At 63.6% G+C, this 13,885-nt stretch carries 13 protein-coding genes; 7 read left to right on the forward strand and 6 right to left on the reverse strand.

Annotated features, from left to right (window positions below):
- The first annotated feature begins 109 nt into the window (after window positions 1-109).
- Together AK81_RS01525 and AK81_RS01530 are read left to right on the forward strand one after the other, a co-directional pair.
- Entirely contained in the window at window positions 110-802 is a 693-nt protein-coding gene (locus tag AK81_RS01525) for a response regulator transcription factor (RefSeq protein WP_043196250.1), read from the forward strand.
- A complete protein-coding gene (locus tag AK81_RS01530; RefSeq protein WP_043196252.1) occupies window positions 799-2,064 on the forward strand; it encodes a HAMP domain-containing sensor histidine kinase in 1,266 nt (421 codons plus the stop codon). The genes AK81_RS01525 and AK81_RS01530 overlap by 4 nt, the downstream gene beginning before the upstream one ends.
- On the opposite strand, the gene AK81_RS01535 is transcribed toward AK81_RS01530, so the two are convergent.
- The 3 genes from AK81_RS01535 to AK81_RS01545 form a co-directional block, all read right to left on the reverse strand.
- Window positions 2,057-3,052 carry an aldo/keto reductase gene (locus tag AK81_RS01535; protein WP_043196254.1) on the reverse strand — a complete coding sequence of 332 codons (996 nt, stop codon included), beginning with the start codon at window positions 3,050-3,052 and terminating at the stop codon, window positions 2,057-2,059. The two genes, AK81_RS01530 and AK81_RS01535, sit on opposite strands and share 8 nt — an antisense overlap.
- 96 nt (window positions 3,053-3,148) lie before the next feature.
- Window positions 3,149-4,000, reverse strand: coding sequence for a LysR family transcriptional regulator (locus tag AK81_RS01540; RefSeq protein WP_043196256.1), 852 nt, complete (start codon window positions 3,998-4,000; stop codon window positions 3,149-3,151).
- A gap of 74 nt (window positions 4,001-4,074) precedes the next feature.
- A complete protein-coding gene (locus AK81_RS01545) occupies window positions 4,075-4,542 on the reverse strand; it encodes an Lrp/AsnC family transcriptional regulator (RefSeq protein WP_043196257.1) in 468 nt (155 codons plus the stop codon).
- Window positions 4,543-4,707: 165 nt separating this feature from the next.
- On the opposite strand from AK81_RS01545, the gene AK81_RS01550 reads away from it, so the two are divergent.
- Together AK81_RS01550 and AK81_RS01555 are read left to right on the forward strand one after the other, a co-directional pair.
- Window positions 4,708-5,958, forward strand: coding sequence for a Zn-dependent hydrolase (locus AK81_RS01550; protein WP_043196258.1), 1,251 nt, complete (start codon window positions 4,708-4,710; stop codon window positions 5,956-5,958).
- A 79-nt stretch (window positions 5,959-6,037) separates the two neighbouring features.
- Window positions 6,038-7,243, forward strand: a complete 1,206-nt coding sequence (locus AK81_RS01555) for a diaminopropionate ammonia-lyase (RefSeq protein ID WP_043196259.1) — start codon at window positions 6,038-6,040, stop codon at window positions 7,241-7,243.
- A gap of 53 nt (window positions 7,244-7,296) precedes the next feature.
- Here the strand turns inward: AK81_RS01555 and AK81_RS01560 are convergent, their stop codons facing one another.
- Window positions 7,297-8,481 carry an MFS transporter gene (locus tag AK81_RS01560; RefSeq protein WP_043196260.1) on the reverse strand — a complete coding sequence of 395 codons (1,185 nt, stop codon included), beginning with the start codon at window positions 8,479-8,481 and terminating at the stop codon, window positions 7,297-7,299.
- Window positions 8,482-8,586: 105 nt separating this feature from the next.
- Window positions 8,587-8,760 (reverse strand): hypothetical protein, encoded by a 174-nt coding sequence (locus AK81_RS30120; RefSeq protein WP_160325555.1) that lies wholly within the window; start codon window positions 8,758-8,760, stop codon window positions 8,587-8,589.
- Between the two features lie 449 nt (window positions 8,761-9,209).
- On the opposite strand from AK81_RS30120, the gene AK81_RS01565 reads away from it, so the two are divergent.
- Window positions 9,210-10,334 carry an MFS transporter gene (locus AK81_RS01565; protein WP_043196542.1) on the forward strand — a complete coding sequence of 375 codons (1,125 nt, stop codon included), beginning with the start codon at window positions 9,210-9,212 and terminating at the stop codon, window positions 10,332-10,334.
- Window positions 10,335-10,371: 37 nt separating this feature from the next.
- Window positions 10,372-11,019, forward strand: a complete 648-nt coding sequence (locus AK81_RS01570; RefSeq protein ID WP_043196261.1) for an alpha/beta hydrolase — start codon at window positions 10,372-10,374, stop codon at window positions 11,017-11,019.
- 183 nt (window positions 11,020-11,202) lie between these two features.
- Here AK81_RS01570 and AK81_RS01575 read toward each other — a convergent pair whose 3' ends face one another.
- Window positions 11,203-12,084: a LysR family transcriptional regulator gene (locus tag AK81_RS01575; RefSeq protein WP_043196262.1), complete on the reverse strand. Its 882-nt coding sequence runs from the start codon at window positions 12,082-12,084 to the stop codon at window positions 11,203-11,205.
- Between the two features lie 170 nt (window positions 12,085-12,254).
- Here AK81_RS01575 and AK81_RS01580 point away from each other — a divergent pair, with 170 nt between their 5' ends.
- The gene (locus tag AK81_RS01580; RefSeq protein WP_043196263.1) at window positions 12,255-13,877 is read left to right on the forward strand and encodes an acetolactate synthase large subunit; all 1,623 of its coding nucleotides are present in this window, start codon (window positions 12,255-12,257) and stop codon (window positions 13,875-13,877) included.
- Window positions 13,878-13,885: the final 8 nt, after the last annotated feature.

The following is a 13,885-nucleotide window of genomic DNA, read 5'->3' on the forward strand; positions in this document are numbered from 1 at the left end:
GGCGCGGTTAGCCGAGGGTAAAGATGTGTAAAGTCCGACCGGCCGGCGGTGACAGTGCCGGCCTGCGGGGCGATCATTACCGCCCCTGCAATTGCGATATCTGGCCCCGATGATCCCTGTGCTGCTGGTCGACGACGACCGCGAACTGACTGAAATGCTCTCTTTGTACCTGGCGCGCGAAGGCTTCCAGGCCACGGCGGTGGACACCGGTGAAGAGGGCGAGACCCAGGCGTTGTCCGGTAACTTCCAGGTGGTGGTGCTGGACGTGATGCTGCCGGGTATCTCTGGCATCGAGGTGTTGCGGCGGGTGCGTGCACGCAGCCAAGTGCCGGTGCTGCTGCTGACCGCCCGTGGCGACAATATCGACCGTATTGCCGGCCTTGAGCTGGGGGCCGATGACTATGTGCCCAAGCCCAGCTCCCCGGGTGAACTGGTAGCACGCCTGCGGGCGATACTGCGCCGGGTGCAGCCGCAACCGACGGGCGAGGCCAGTGCGCCCGAGCACGTGCGCACGGGTGCATTGAAAATGTGGCCGGGCCGTCGTGAGGCGCACTGGGGCGAAGCCACGCTGGAGCTGACCGGTTCGGAGTTCAGCCTGCTCGAAGCGTTGGCCCGCCAGGCTGGCCAGTTGGTCAGCAAGCAGGACCTGTCACTCAATGCCTTGGGCCGGCCGTTAACCCGTTACGACCGGCGCATCGACGTGCACGTGAGCAGCATCCGGCAAAAGCTCGGCCCGCGTGCCGACGGCAGCAGCTGGATCCAGAGCGTGCGTGGCATGGGCTACATGCTGATTGTCGAATGATGCGCCGGCGCCTGTTCTGGAAGCTGTTCCTGGCGTTCTGGCTGGCCAACTGCCTGACTTTCCTGGTGGGTGCCGGCGCCTTCATGCTCAATGACTGGCGTGGCGATACCCCGGCGCTGCGTTCGCTGTTGGCCACCGAACTGCAGGTACTGCAGCGTTATGGTGAGCAGGCCGGCCGGCAGTTGCTGGAGGTGTCGCCGCAGCCGCCGGATGTACAAGTGGGCCTTTACGACAGCCAGGGCCAGTTGCTGGCAGGCAAGGCGGTGCCGGTCGCGCGTTTCGAGCAGGCATTGAACGACAGCGAAGGTCGCCCGCTGGTGCTGCGTGCTTCGGTGGCCACGGTGCTTGGCGAACCGCCGCGCCCGCGCGGCATGGGCCCGCTGTTTACCGGCACGCTGATGAGTGCGCTGTTTGCCTTCCTGTGCAGCCTGTACCTGACTCGCCCGTTGGCCTGGCTACGCGAAGCCATGGGCCAGGTGGCCCAGGGCCGGTTCGATGTGCGCGTGAAACCCAGGTTGGGCAAGCGCCGCGACGAGATCGTCGAGCTGGCCGAGGACTGCGACCGCATGGCCGGCCAGCTCAAGGCCCTGGTGCAGGCGCAGCAGAACCTGCTGCACGATATTTCCCACGAACTGCGCTCACCGCTGACCCGCATGCATGCTGCCATCGGCCTGATGCGTCAACAGCCCGACCGGCACGACATGCTGGAGCGGGTGGAGCGCGAGTCACGGCGCATGGACGACCTGATCGAGCAGCTACTGACCCTGGCCCGCGCCCAGGCTCGGCAGGGTGACAGCGACTTTGCCACTGTCGATGTGGTAGAGCTGCTGGCGCAGATCGTCGAAGACGCCCGTTTCGAGGCGGGCATGAAGCAGTGCCAGGTGTCCTTGCAAGCCCAGGGCGCGTTTCTCATCCATGGGCATGAAGAGCTGCTGTACCGGGCGTTCGAGAACATCATCCGCAACGCCGTGCGCTACACCGCAGCCGGCACAGAGGTGTTGGTGGAGGCCGCGCTGGCGCCGGGCGGGCAATGGTTCCAGGTCTGTGTCAGTGATCACGGTCCGGGCGTAGACCCGGCGCGGCTGAAGCGCATCTTCGAGCCGTTTGACCGAGGTACCGACAGCAGCGACGATGGTTTTGGCCTGGGCCTGGCGATTGCCCAGCGCGCCATTACCCTGCATGGCGGCAGCATCACCGCGCAGGCCGCAGCCAGCGGCGGGCTGCGGGTGCGCATCGAGCTGCCGCAAGCCAGCGCTATTTGAAACCGGTCACCGCGTGGGGGACGTAAGGGGTCTGCAAGCGTGCCACCTCGTCCTCGCTCAGTTGCAGTGACAACGCGCCCAGTGCATCGTCCAGATGCGCAGGCTTCGAGGCGCCGACGATCGGGGCGCTAACGCCGGTTTTACCCAGTACCCATGCCAATGCCACCTGGGCCATCGGCACGCCCCGTTCGCCGGCGATCTGCTCGACCACGTCGATCACCCGGCCGTCTTCCACCTCGGTCTTTTCATAGAACGACTGGCCGGATACATCGCTGCGCGTGCGTGCGGTCTGCTGCCCGTGCGGCCGGGTCAGGCGCCCGCGGGCCATCGGGCTCCAGGGCATCAGGCCGACGCCCTGGTCCAGGCACAGCGGGATCATCTCGCGTTCTTCCTCGCGGTAGATCAGGTTGAGGTAGTTCTGCATCGACACGAAACGGCTCCAACCGTTGCTGGCCGCTACCTGCTGTGCCTTGGCGAACTGCCAGGCGTACATCGACGATGCACCGATGTAGCGGGCCTTGCCGGCCTTGACCACGTCGTGCAGGGCCTCCATGGTCTCCTCGATGGGGGTGTGGTAGTCCCAGCGGTGGATCTGGTAAAGGTCGACGTAGTCGGTGCCCAGGCGGGTGAGGCTGGCGTCGATGTTGGCCATGATCGCCTTGCGCGACAAACCTTGCTCATTGGGCCGGCTGGCGCCTTCCCACATGTTGGCCGGGAAGAACACCTTGGTGGCGATCACGGTTTCTTCCCGGCGGGTGAATTCTTTCAGCAGTTTGCCGAGGATGATTTCCGAAGTACCCGCGGAATAGCTGTTGGCGGTGTCGAAGAAATTGATGCCTTGCTCGACGGCATGGCGAATGATGGGCCGGCTGGCGTCTTCGCCCAAGGTCCAGGGGTGAGTGCCGGCGTCGGGTTCGCCGAAGGTCATGCAGCCCAGGCACAGCCTGGAAATGTCCAGCCCGGTGCTACCCAGCTTTACGTATTGCATCGTCGTCTCCTTCAAGGGCGTTAGTGTGGGCGTTAGCCTAACGCTGGCAGCCTTGCGCGAAAATTCCGTATTGATGCAGGTCCAATCCGCAAAAATTCACAAGCGCAGTAACGGCCGCACCTGTTGCTGGAGGAAGTCGGTAACTGCCTTGATCCGTGGTGTGGCCCGCACGTCCTCATGCACTGCCAGCCAGATTTCGATGCTCATGGTCTGCTCGGCGCGGCCAGCTTCCTTCAAGCCGTGCTCCTGCGCCATGAACGCGGGCAGGCAGGCGATACCGATGCCGCCGGCGCAGGCCTGGGCCTGGATGCGCAAGTCATTACTGTGTAGCGCGAAGGGCTGCTGGCCCGCCTGGCGGTTCAGCCATTGCTGTTGTGGGGAACTGGCCTGGGACTCGTCGTAGCCGATGTAGCGCCAGGCCGTCGCACTGGCCAGGTAGCTGGCCGAGGCGTACAGCCGGTAGTCCAGGTGCCCCAGCAGGCTGACCACCAAGGTCGGCTCTGTCGGCCTGGCCAGGGCGATGCTGATGTCGGCTTCGCGGCGGGCCAAGGAAGCTTTTGATTTGCTGCCTACCAGCTTCAGGCGCAACTGCGGATGGCGCTGGTACAACTCGCCGAGACGCCGGGCGACGATGCTGCCTAGCAATGCTGGTGGTGCCGACAGCACCACTTCGCCTTCCACCGCCTGCTGGCCGGCACTGGCGAAATGCTCCAGCGCGAAGGAGGACAGGGCCATCTGCTCGGCAAGTTCGGCAACGCGTCGGCCTTCGTCGGTGAGCGCATAGGCGCGGGGGCGCCGGTCGACCAGCTTGAGCTTGAGCGAGGCTTCGAGCGAAGCGATGCGCCGGGCCACGGTGGCGTGGTCGACGCCCAGGGCCTTGGCGGCGGCGGACAACGATCCGGCCGAGGTGAAGGCAGAGAAATGGCGCAGGTCTTCCCAATCGAACATGAGTGGCTCGGCAGTGATGGGTGCAGAAAGGGGTAGGGTAGCGCTTTCTGCGGCCAGGGGGCCGCGATAGGGCTTTAACTTGTGAGGGTGGGCACGAACATTCCGGTCTTCACATTGCTCATCGACACCAGCGTCTTGAAGCGTTTGGCGTTGTTGTTTTCGAAGAACAGCTCGCGGGTCAGCTGGGTGTACTGCTCCATGTGCCGCACCAGCATGATCAGCACGAAATCGCACCCCCCGGCCACGTAGTAGCACTGCTGCACCTGAGGGCAGGCGAGGAAGGTGCGCTTCATCTCGTCCAGCAGGTCCAGCCGCTCGTTCTCCACTTCAACCTCGGTGATCACGGTCAGGGTGTAACCCAGCTGCTCGGCGTTCACCTGCGCCACCGTGCCGCGAATCACGCCGTCGGCCGACATCTTCTTCAACCGCCGGTTGACCGCCGCCGATGACAGGTTGACCTGCGCACCCAGGTCGAGCTGGGAACTACTGGCGTCGCGCTGCACCGCATCGAGCAGGGCCAGGTCGAAGTGATCGAGGGGCATGAACGTAACTCCGTTGATAAACACTGCTGAAGGCCGGAAAAACGTAATGAAATTGCATGTAGCGGCCGAAAATCAAGTTTTTCGTACGTCCAAAGCAAATAGAATTCTCCCACGAACAAAGCAGTGGTGCTTCGCCATGGCACTGCATCCAGGGAGAAACGGTTGATGAATGCAAGCATCTCACTGCAACTGAACGGCCCTTTGCTGCTGCAGCAGATTCGTTTACTCGGGCAGGTAGGCGCCGATGCCACCCACGGTGGGCGCACCCGCATTGCGCTGACTGATGCCGAAAAGGCCGGCCGCGACCTGCTGGTCGGCTGGATGCGCGAGCTTGACCTTGATGTGCAGGTCGACCGTATCGGCAATATCTTCGGCACCTTGCGCGCAGCCGATGACCACGGTGAGCAACGCCCATTGATGATGGGGTCGCACATCGACACCGTGACCAACGCCGGTGCCCTGGATGGCTGCTACGGCGTGCTGGCCGGGCTGGCGGTGATCCGCGCCTACCGCGATGCCGGGCGCTTGCCCGAGCGTTCACTCACGGTTGGCGCCTTTACCAACGAGGAGGGCGTGCGCTACCAACCCGACATGATGGGCTCGCTGGTGTACGCCGGCGGCCTGCCGCTGCAGCAGGCGCTGGATACCCTGGGCACCGACGGTACGCGGCTTGGTGATGAACTGGCGCGCATCGGCTATGCCGGCGCACTGGAGCCTGGGGCCATCGTGCCGCACGAATACCTCGAGCTGCACATCGAGCAGGGGCCGATCCTCGAAGCCGAGAACACCCTGATTGGTGTGGTCGAGAACCTGCAGGGCATTTCCTGGCAGCAGGTGGAGGTGAAGGGCCATGCCAACCATGCCGGCACCACACCCACCCACCTGCGCCATGACGCAGGCTTCGTGGCCAGTGCCATCGTCACCGAACTGCGCGCCATGGCCGTGGACTCCGGCACCACCTTGGCTACGGTTGGCTGTATGCAGTTCGAGCCGAATGTAATAAACGTCATTCCACGCAAGGCCACGTTCACCGTCGACCTGCGCGACCCGGACGAAACCTGCCTGGCACACGCTGAAAACCGCCTGAGCCACTACCTGCAGGCGCTTGCCGAGCGCGAAGGGGTCAGCATCAGCACCGAGCGGCTGGTGCGCTTCGAGCCGGTCAGCTTCGATGCGGATCTGGCCGATGCGATCGAAGCCTCGGCGCAGCGTTTTGGCTTCAGCCACCGGCGCATGACCTCTGGCGCCGGCCACGATGCGCAAATGATCGCCCGCATCGCCCCGGCCGCGATGATCTTTGTGCCCAGCCAGGGCGGTATCAGCCACAACCCGCGCGAGCATACCGATAATGAGCAGCTGATCCAGGGGGCACAGGTGCTGCTGGATGTGGTGAACCGTCGCCTGTTGCACGCCTGATTTCCACTGAAATTTCCCGCCCGCTGAAGCCTGGCTGCAGCGGCGTGGGCTTCCTGTTGCCTGTAGAAAGGAGTACCGCATGTTTGTTTCCAACCCCAAGGCTGGTCGGCAGCCATACCCCCAAGCGCTGCAAGCAGTGATGAGCATCGCCAAGGCCGAGGAAAGCCGCCAGTGGCTCGCCGGCTGGTCCCGTCTGACCGCCGGTGCCACGCCGTTGTATGCCTTGCCTGACCTGGCCGCGGAACTGGGCGTGGCCCAGGTGTCGGTCAAGGACGAGTCGGTACGTTCCGAGCTGGGTAGCTTCAAGGCCCTCGGTGCGCCGATTGCCCTGGTTCGCCTGATTCTGCGCACCTTCCCCGAACAGCCGTTCGACCCGCGTGGCTTGCTGGAGGGCCGCCATGCAGACCTGTTGGCCCACTTCACCGTTGTCAGCGCCACCGACGGCAACCACGGCAAGGGCCTGGCGGCTGCCGCGCAGAGTATCGGCTGCCGCTGCGTGATCGTGCTGCATGCCAATGTCAGCATCGAGCGCGCGCAGGCGATTGCCGCCTATGGCGCAAAGATCGTGCGCATTGCCGGCAACTACGACGAGTCGGTCGTGCACGCCGCCGAGCTGGCGGCCAGCCATGGCTGGACGGTGGTTTCCGATACTTCCTATGAAGGCTATGAGGTGATCCCGCGTGATGTGATGCAGGGCTACGGCACCATCGCGGCGGAAATCATCGAAGCCGCGGCCGGGCAGCCGCCGTTCACGCATGTGTTCCTGCAAGGCGGGGTAGGTGGCCTTGCAGCCGGCATCGTCAGCTACCTGTGGGAGCACTTTGCCGAGCAACGTCCGCTGTTCGTCATGGTCGAGCCCGAACAGGCGGACTGCCTGTACCAGAGTGCCTTGCTGGGCAAACCGGCCAGGGCGACGGGCTCGGTGGATTCGATAATGGCGGGCCTTGCCTGTGGCGAAACATCACCACTGGCCTGGCGCTTCCTTGAATCGAGCGTGGATTACTTCATGACCATCAGCGACGACCAGGCGGTCGCCGCCATGCGCCGCCTGGCGGCCGGCAGTGCCCGCGATATTCCGTTGGTGGCGGGTGAGTCCAGCGTCGCAGGCCTGGCCGGGCTGATCCAACTGGTCAAGAGCGCCCGTGTAGCCACCGACCTGGGCCTGAACGGCGATGCCCGTGTCCTCTTCATCAGCACCGAAGGCGCCACCGCCCCAGGCGTCTACGCCGACCTGCTGGGTGAATCGGCCGGCTCGGTGCTGGCGCGCCAGCAGGCCTGGATCTGAAACTTGCGCTCACAGGGCATACGAATGACGCTCCCTGGAGCGCTGTGCATCAATCAGTGGCCGCCTTTCATCCGTCGCGCCACCAGATAGATGCCCAGGCCAACCAGCGCAGTCGCCGCGCCGATATACCCGGTGCTGGTCCAGCCCATACCGGCGGTAATCGCCATGCCACCCAGCCACGGCCCCAGTGCATTGGCCAGGTTGAACGCGGCATGGTTCGACGCCGCCGCCAGGCTCGGCGCTTCATGGGCAATGTCCATCAAGCGGATCTGCAGCGGCGCTGCCAGGGCAATCATGGTCCCCACCAGGCCGATGCCCAACAGCAGGCTCCACAGCGCCTGGGCGGCGAAGGTGAAGAACAGCAGCACGGCGATCGACCACACCAGCACCAGCCCCACGGCGCGGAACTGCAGGCGGTCGAACAGTTTGCCGCCGGCGATGTTGCCAACGATGCCGCCCACCCCGAACGCCGCGAGGCCGAACGGAATCCACTGGGGCGACACCTGGGTCACCTGCAGCATGGTCGGCGCCAGGTAGCTGAAGACCGTGAACATGCCGGCAAAGCCGATCGAGGCGATGGCCAGCGCCATCCATACCTGCGGGAGGGTGAAGGCTTGCAGCTCCTTGCGTGGGTCGCTGCGCACTTCGTCCTGGGGCTGGGGCACGAAGCGCCACACCAGGGCGATGGTGCACAACGCGATCGCGCCAACCAGCACGAACGCCGAGCGCCAGCCGAAGAACTGGCCCAGGTAGGTCGCCACCGGGTTGCCGAGCAACATGGCCAGGGTCAGGCCCATCATCACCCGGGCAACGGCACCTGCACGCTGGTCTTTGGCCACCATGCTCGATGCGACCACAGCGGCAATACCGAAGTAGGCGCCGTGGGGCAGGCCGCTGATGAAGCGGAAGGCAACCAAGCCACCGAACGAGGGGGCGAAAGCGGTCGCCAGGTTGCCCAGGGCATACAGTGCCATCAGCAGCAACAGCATGTGCTTGCGCAACAGCCGGGCACCGAGAATAGCCAGTGTCGGGGCGCCAACCATTACCCCCAGCGCGTAGGCGCTGATGGCATGGCCCACCTGGGGCTCGCTCAATTGCAGGTTGCTGGCGATGTCGGGCATCAGCCCCATGATGGCGAATTCGCCGGTGCCGATGGCAAAGCTGCCCAGCGCCATGGCGGCTTCCATCTTCGCGACGGTGCTTTTACTGGGGAGAGGGGGTAGTTCCTGGACTGACATCTGTATCCCTATTGAAACATGCTGAAACGTTCAAGGCGGGATCATAGTCAATCTTTGACGGCAACGTCGAGGAAGCTGACCGGCTTCCTCGCACGACTGTCGGCGTCAGGCGGGTTCTGCCAGCGGGCTGGCAAAGGCCTCGGGAGCGGCTTGAAGTCGGGCCTGCAACTGGTCAACGTAGGCCTGGGCGTGGTGCATGTCAGCAAACGACACGGGGTGCCCGTCGATGATCACTTTGCAGCCTGCGTCCTGCTCGTTGCGTACGATTTCAATCTTCATGCCGGCTCCTTGATGTTGTTCTGGCGCGGGCGAGAATAGCTTGATTAGCTGCCTAATGAAAATGAAATAACCGCTCTAGCAAGCTGCTTACAGCCATCTTGGCCAAATCGGTAATGCCGGCCCTGGTAGGAGCGGCCTTGTGTCGCGACAGGGGTGCGAAGCGCCCCCAGGATTTGAGCATCAAGCAGGACTAGTCGGCGCTGCTCAGCAGCCCAGTAGCGCCCTGATTGTTACCGTGTCAAAGGATTGAGTACAAATGTACTCCTGACGGGTTCAGCGCTGTTTACCCTGCACATAGCTGAAATGCCGGGATTCTATGGCAGCCTGTATGCCTGCTCTTTTAGACTGCCGCCTGCGTGTGCCGACATCCGGCCCGCTTGGTCGATAAGGTTGTCTGCGTGAATGCTGGCGTACGTTTTCCTGGGCCCTTGGGCATTTTCTGGCTAGGCCTGCTGCAAATCCTGGTGTGGGGTGGTTCGTTCTTCCTGCTGGCAGTGATGGGCAAACCGATCCTGCGCGAGACCGGTTGGCACAGCGGCTGGGTGTACGGGGCGCTGTCGCTGGGCTTGATGGTTTCGGCGTTGCTGGCGCCGCTGTCCAGCCGCCTGGTGGCGCGTTATGGCGGGCGCCCTCAACTGGCTGCCAGCGGCATGCTGGTGGGGCTGGGATTGCTGGTGGTTGCCAACTGCCACAGCCTGCAAGTGTTCCTGCTGGCCTGGGTGATCATCGGCGCGGGCATGGCAATGGGGCTGTATGAAGCGCTGTTTGCCACCCTCGGTGCCTTGTATGCGGAACGGGCGGGCCGGGCGATTACCGGTATTACCCTGATTTCCGGGTTTGCCACCACTGTGACCTGGCCGATCGTGGCCCTGGCCATCGAACATCTGGGCTGGCGCTCGGCCTGTACGGCCTATGCGCTGGTGCTGATCGTTGCGGTGGCGCCGCTGTACCTCTGGGTGTTGCCGGCAGGCCAGCCGCAGCGCAAGGCCCAGGGCATGATGGCGACGAGCGATCTGCCTGTGGACCGCCGCCTGTACTGGCTGCTGACCGCGATCTTCGCCATTGGCGCGATCATCATGACTGCCGTTTCGGTGCAACTGGTGTCGGTACTGCAGGGCCAGGGCCATTCACTGGCGGCTGCCATTGGCCTGAGTGCCTTGCTCGGGCCAAGCCAGGTGGCGTCGCGGGTACTGCAGATCATCGCCGGCAAGCGCCACCCGATCTGGACTGCACTGGTGTCATCGGTGCTGGTCGCCGTCGGCCTGACGCTGGTGGCCGTGGCGCCGGGCGTGACCGCGCTGGGCCTGCTGCTGTATGGCTCCGGCAATGGCCTGCGCGCCATTGTCAGGGGGCTGCTGCCGCTGGCCCTGATGCCGCCAGCCCAGTATGTTGCGCTGATGGGCAAGATGTCGCGCCCATCGCTGGTTGGCCAGGCGCTGACGCCCTTGGTGGGCGGCTACCTGTTCCAGCACTTCGGCGCGATGGGGGTGCTGGCAACGCTGTCGGCGCTGGCATTGACCAGTGTCGTGCTGGTGTTGCTGGTGATGCGCAGCCTCCCGCGGCAAACGGCGTGATCAGGCGCCACTCATTTGGCTAGCAAGGACGAAAACGATGTCGGATGCACCACGTAACCCGTTGTTTATCGATGGGCCGGCCGGCCAGATCGAGCTGCTGATCGACCACCCGGCCGGGCCGCCCAAGGGGGTGGTGCTGGTCAGCCACCCACAACCGTTGCTGGGCGGCAGCCCGCGCCATATCGTACCGCTGACCCTGGCGCGGCAGCTGTGCGCAGCCGGTTGGCAGGTGGTGCGGCCGAGTTTCCGTGGGGTAGGGCAGACACAAGGTGCGCACGACGAGGGCATCGGCGAAGCGCAAGACTGCATCGCGGTCATCCGTCACTTCAGACGGGAGTTGCCTGATCTGCCGGTAGCGTTGGTAGGTTTTTCTTTTGGTGCCTATGTGTTCGCCCGTGTGGCCTGTGCGCTGGAAGGGCAGTTGCAGGCAGTGGCGTTGCTGGGGCTGCCGGTGGGTGAAGTACCAGGCGGGCGATATTACGAGGCACTGCCGGTGCCTGCGGATTGCCTGCTGCTGCATGGCGAACAGGATGAAATGGCGCCGCTGGCCAACCTGTTGCAATGGGCTGGCCCGGGGCAACGGGCGGTGTCGGTTTATGCAGGTGCCAACCACTTTTTCAAGGGCTGCCTGGGGCGGGCGGCAGAGCAGGTGATCGCCCATCTGGCATTGAAAACCGCGGGGTGATGCGCCATCACTCAGCCTGGCGCATCACCCTGTAGGAGCAGCCTTGTGCTGCGAAGAGGCCGGTGATGCTAAAGATTTTCTTCGGCCGTAATGGACTCTTCGCAGCACAAGGCTGCTCCTACAGGGCTTGTGTTTGCCTTGTAGTCGGGGCTTCAGCCGCGAAAGGGCCGGAACAGGCCAGCCTCAACGCTCCAGGTAATGGGTCTGCGCTGCAAAGTCGATGAACCGCTTGCTGGCCAGCGACAGGTATTCCCCCGAACGCCAGCACAAGCGGAAGCTCATCAGCTGCGCCGGCCGGAACGGCACACCGACGATGCCCGGCGTGCGCTGTTGCACCGAGCGCAGCAGGGTCGCCACGCCCATGTTGTCCAGCGCGGCCTGCACCACCAGCGAGACAAAGTTGCTTTGCAACGCCACCTGGTAAGTAATGCCGTGTTCGGCGAAGAACGCGTCCAGCAGGTGACGTTGAACGAACGTGCGGTCGAACACCACCATGTCGGTATTGCGCAGGTCTTCCGCCGTGAGGAAGGCTTTGCCGGCATAAGGGTGGTCGGGGTGCATGCACGCGAGCATCTCGTCACTGCCCAGCAGGATCGATTCCTTGTCGGGCGGCACGCGCCTGGACTCCAGCAGGGCCAGGTCGATTTCCCGTTGTTCCAGGCGATGGCCTATGTCCTCGGCACTGCCTTCGAACACGGTCATGGCAATGCCAGGAAACAGCCGGCGGAAGGCGTTCATCAACCCGGGTACATAGTGCAGGCCGAACATGGGCGGGATGCCCAGGCGCACTTCGCCGCGCTTCAGGTCGGCCATGTCACGCAGCTCTTGCCGGGCAACATCCATCTCGCGCAGCGCCGAGGCAATGCGAGGCAGGAACTGTTCGCCCTCGGCGGTGAGGATGACTTTGCGCGTGGTGCGGTTGAACAGGCTCACGCCCAGTTCTTCTTCCAGCCGGGTTACGGCCATGCTCAGCGCTGGCTGGGCGATGTGCAAATGCTGCGCAGCCTTGGTGAAGCTGCCTTGGCGGACAATCTCGACGCAGCAGCGCAATGCCTTGAGGTTCATTGAGGCGTTCTACCATTCATAACGAACTGTGATGCTAAGCATCATAACAATATATTTATTATTATTAACCAGAGGGCCTACGATGCGCGCCACTGAGACATCCTGCAACATCTCAGTCACGCAGCGTAATAATGCTGCAATCCCACAAAGATTTTGAGGTAGTACCCCAAATGGCCAAGGCCGCCGATGTCGTTGTGCAATGCCTGGAAAACGAAGGTGTCGAGTATGTATTCGGCATTCCTGGTGAGGAAAACCTCGACCTGCTCGAATCCCTGCGCAAGTCGAAGATCAAGCTGGTACTGACCCGTCATGAGCAGTCTGCAGGCTTCATGGCTGCCACCTACGGCCGCCTTACCGGCAAGACCGGCGTCAGCCTGTCGACCCTCGGCCCTGGTGCCACCAACCTGGTCACCGCCAGCGCCTACGCCTACCTGGGCGGCATGCCGATGATGATGATCACCGGGCAGAAGCCGATCAAGAAGTCCAAGCAGGGCCGCTTCCAGATCATTGACGTGTGCGGCATGATGGACCCCATCACCAAGTACACCCACCAGTTCGCCTCGGCCGACAACATCCCGTCGCGCATGCGCGAAGCCTTCCGCCTGGCAGTACACCTGGAGCTGCCGGAAGACATCGCCGCCGAGCAGACCGACGCACTGCCAATCCCACGTAGCCTGCACCGCCGCCCGCTGGCCGAACACGTGGCCATCGAAGCTGCCGTCGAGAAGCTGAAGACCGCCCGTAACCCGATTCTGGTAATCGGCGCTGGCGCCAACCGCAAGATGACCGCCAAGGTCCTCAAGCAGCTGATCGACAAGACCGGCATCCCGTTCATCACCACCCAGATGGGTAAAGGTGTGGTCGATGAGCGTCACCCGCGTTTCCTGGGCAACGCCGCACTGTCGTCGGGTGACTTTGTGCACCGCGCCGTCGAAGCGGCCGACCTGATCATCAACATCGGCCACGACGTGATCGAGAAGCCGCCGTTCTTCATGGTCCGCGGCGGCACCGAAGTCATCCACATCAACTTCCGCTCCGCCGAAGTCGATGCCGTGTACTTCCCGCAGGTTGAAGTGATCGGCGACATCGCCAACGCCGTGTGGCAGATCAGCGAAGCGCTGAACGACACGTCGCACTGGGACTTCACCCGCCTGATGGCCATCCGTGAAGCCAACGAAGCACAGATCGCCGAAGGTGGTGACGACAACCGCTTCCCGGTCTACCCGCAGCGCCTGGTTGCCGACATCCGTCGCGTACTGCCGTCCGAAGGCATCGTTGCCCTGGACAACGGTATCTACAAGATCTGGTTCGCCCGTAACTACAAGGCGCACAAACCGAACACCGTGCTGCTGGACAACGCCCTGGCGACCATGGGCGCCGGCCTGCCATCGGCCATGGCTGCGCACCTGGTACACCCGGACCGCCCGGTGATCTCGGTATGCGGCGACGGCGGCTTCATGATGAACAGCCAGGAGCTGGAAACGGCAGTGCGCCTGGGCATGCACATCACCGTGGTGATCCTGCGTGACGACGGCTACGGCATGATCCGCTGGAAGCAGGCCAACATGGGCTTCACCGATTTTGGCCTGGACTACGGCAACCCGGACTTCGTCAAATACGCCGAAGCCTACGGTGCCAACGGCCACCGTGTGGAAAGCGCCGAAGGCCTGCTGCCGCTGCTGGAGCACTGCATCAAGACCCCAGGCGTGCACGTGATTGACTGCCCGGTCGATTACAGCGAGAACGACCGCATCCTCAACAGCGAGCTGCGTGAGCGCGCGCTGGCGGTGTAAGCCCTGAG

The sequence above is a fragment of the Pseudomonas putida W15Oct28 genome, assembly GCF_000708715.2.
Lineage (GTDB): Bacteria > Pseudomonadota > Gammaproteobacteria > Pseudomonadales > Pseudomonadaceae > Aquipseudomonas > Aquipseudomonas putida_R.

Bases quoted from the DNA above. Each gene is read 5' to 3' on its own strand.
- AK81_RS01580 (WP_043196263.1), top strand. From the start codon at position 12,255: ATGGCCAAGGCCGCCGATGTCGTTGTGCAATGCCTGGAAAACGAAGGT.
- AK81_RS01535 (WP_043196254.1), bottom strand. From the start codon at position 3,052: ATGCAATACGTAAAGCTGGGTAGCACCGGGCTGGACATTTCCAGGCTG.
- AK81_RS01530 (WP_043196252.1), top strand. From the start codon at position 799: ATGATGCGCCGGCGCCTGTTCTGGAAGCTGTTCCTGGCGTTCTGGCTG.
- AK81_RS01555 (WP_043196259.1), top strand. From the start codon at position 6,038: ATGTTTGTTTCCAACCCCAAGGCTGGTCGGCAGCCATACCCCCAAGCG.
- AK81_RS01560 (WP_043196260.1), bottom strand. From the start codon at position 8,481: ATGTCAGTCCAGGAACTACCCCCTCTCCCCAGTAAAAGCACCGTCGCG.
- AK81_RS01550 (WP_043196258.1), top strand. From the start codon at position 4,708: ATGAATGCAAGCATCTCACTGCAACTGAACGGCCCTTTGCTGCTGCAG.
- AK81_RS01525 (WP_043196250.1), top strand. From the start codon at position 110: ATGATCCCTGTGCTGCTGGTCGACGACGACCGCGAACTGACTGAAATG.
- AK81_RS01545 (WP_043196257.1), bottom strand. From the start codon at position 4,542: ATGCCCCTCGATCACTTCGACCTGGCCCTGCTCGATGCGGTGCAGCGC.
- AK81_RS01575 (WP_043196262.1), bottom strand. From the start codon at position 12,084: ATGAACCTCAAGGCATTGCGCTGCTGCGTCGAGATTGTCCGCCAAGGC.
- AK81_RS01540 (WP_043196256.1), bottom strand. From the start codon at position 4,000: ATGTTCGATTGGGAAGACCTGCGCCATTTCTCTGCCTTCACCTCGGCC.
- AK81_RS30120 (WP_160325555.1), bottom strand. From the start codon at position 8,760: ATGAAGATTGAAATCGTACGCAACGAGCAGGACGCAGGCTGCAAAGTG.
- AK81_RS01570 (WP_043196261.1), top strand. From the start codon at position 10,372: ATGTCGGATGCACCACGTAACCCGTTGTTTATCGATGGGCCGGCCGGC.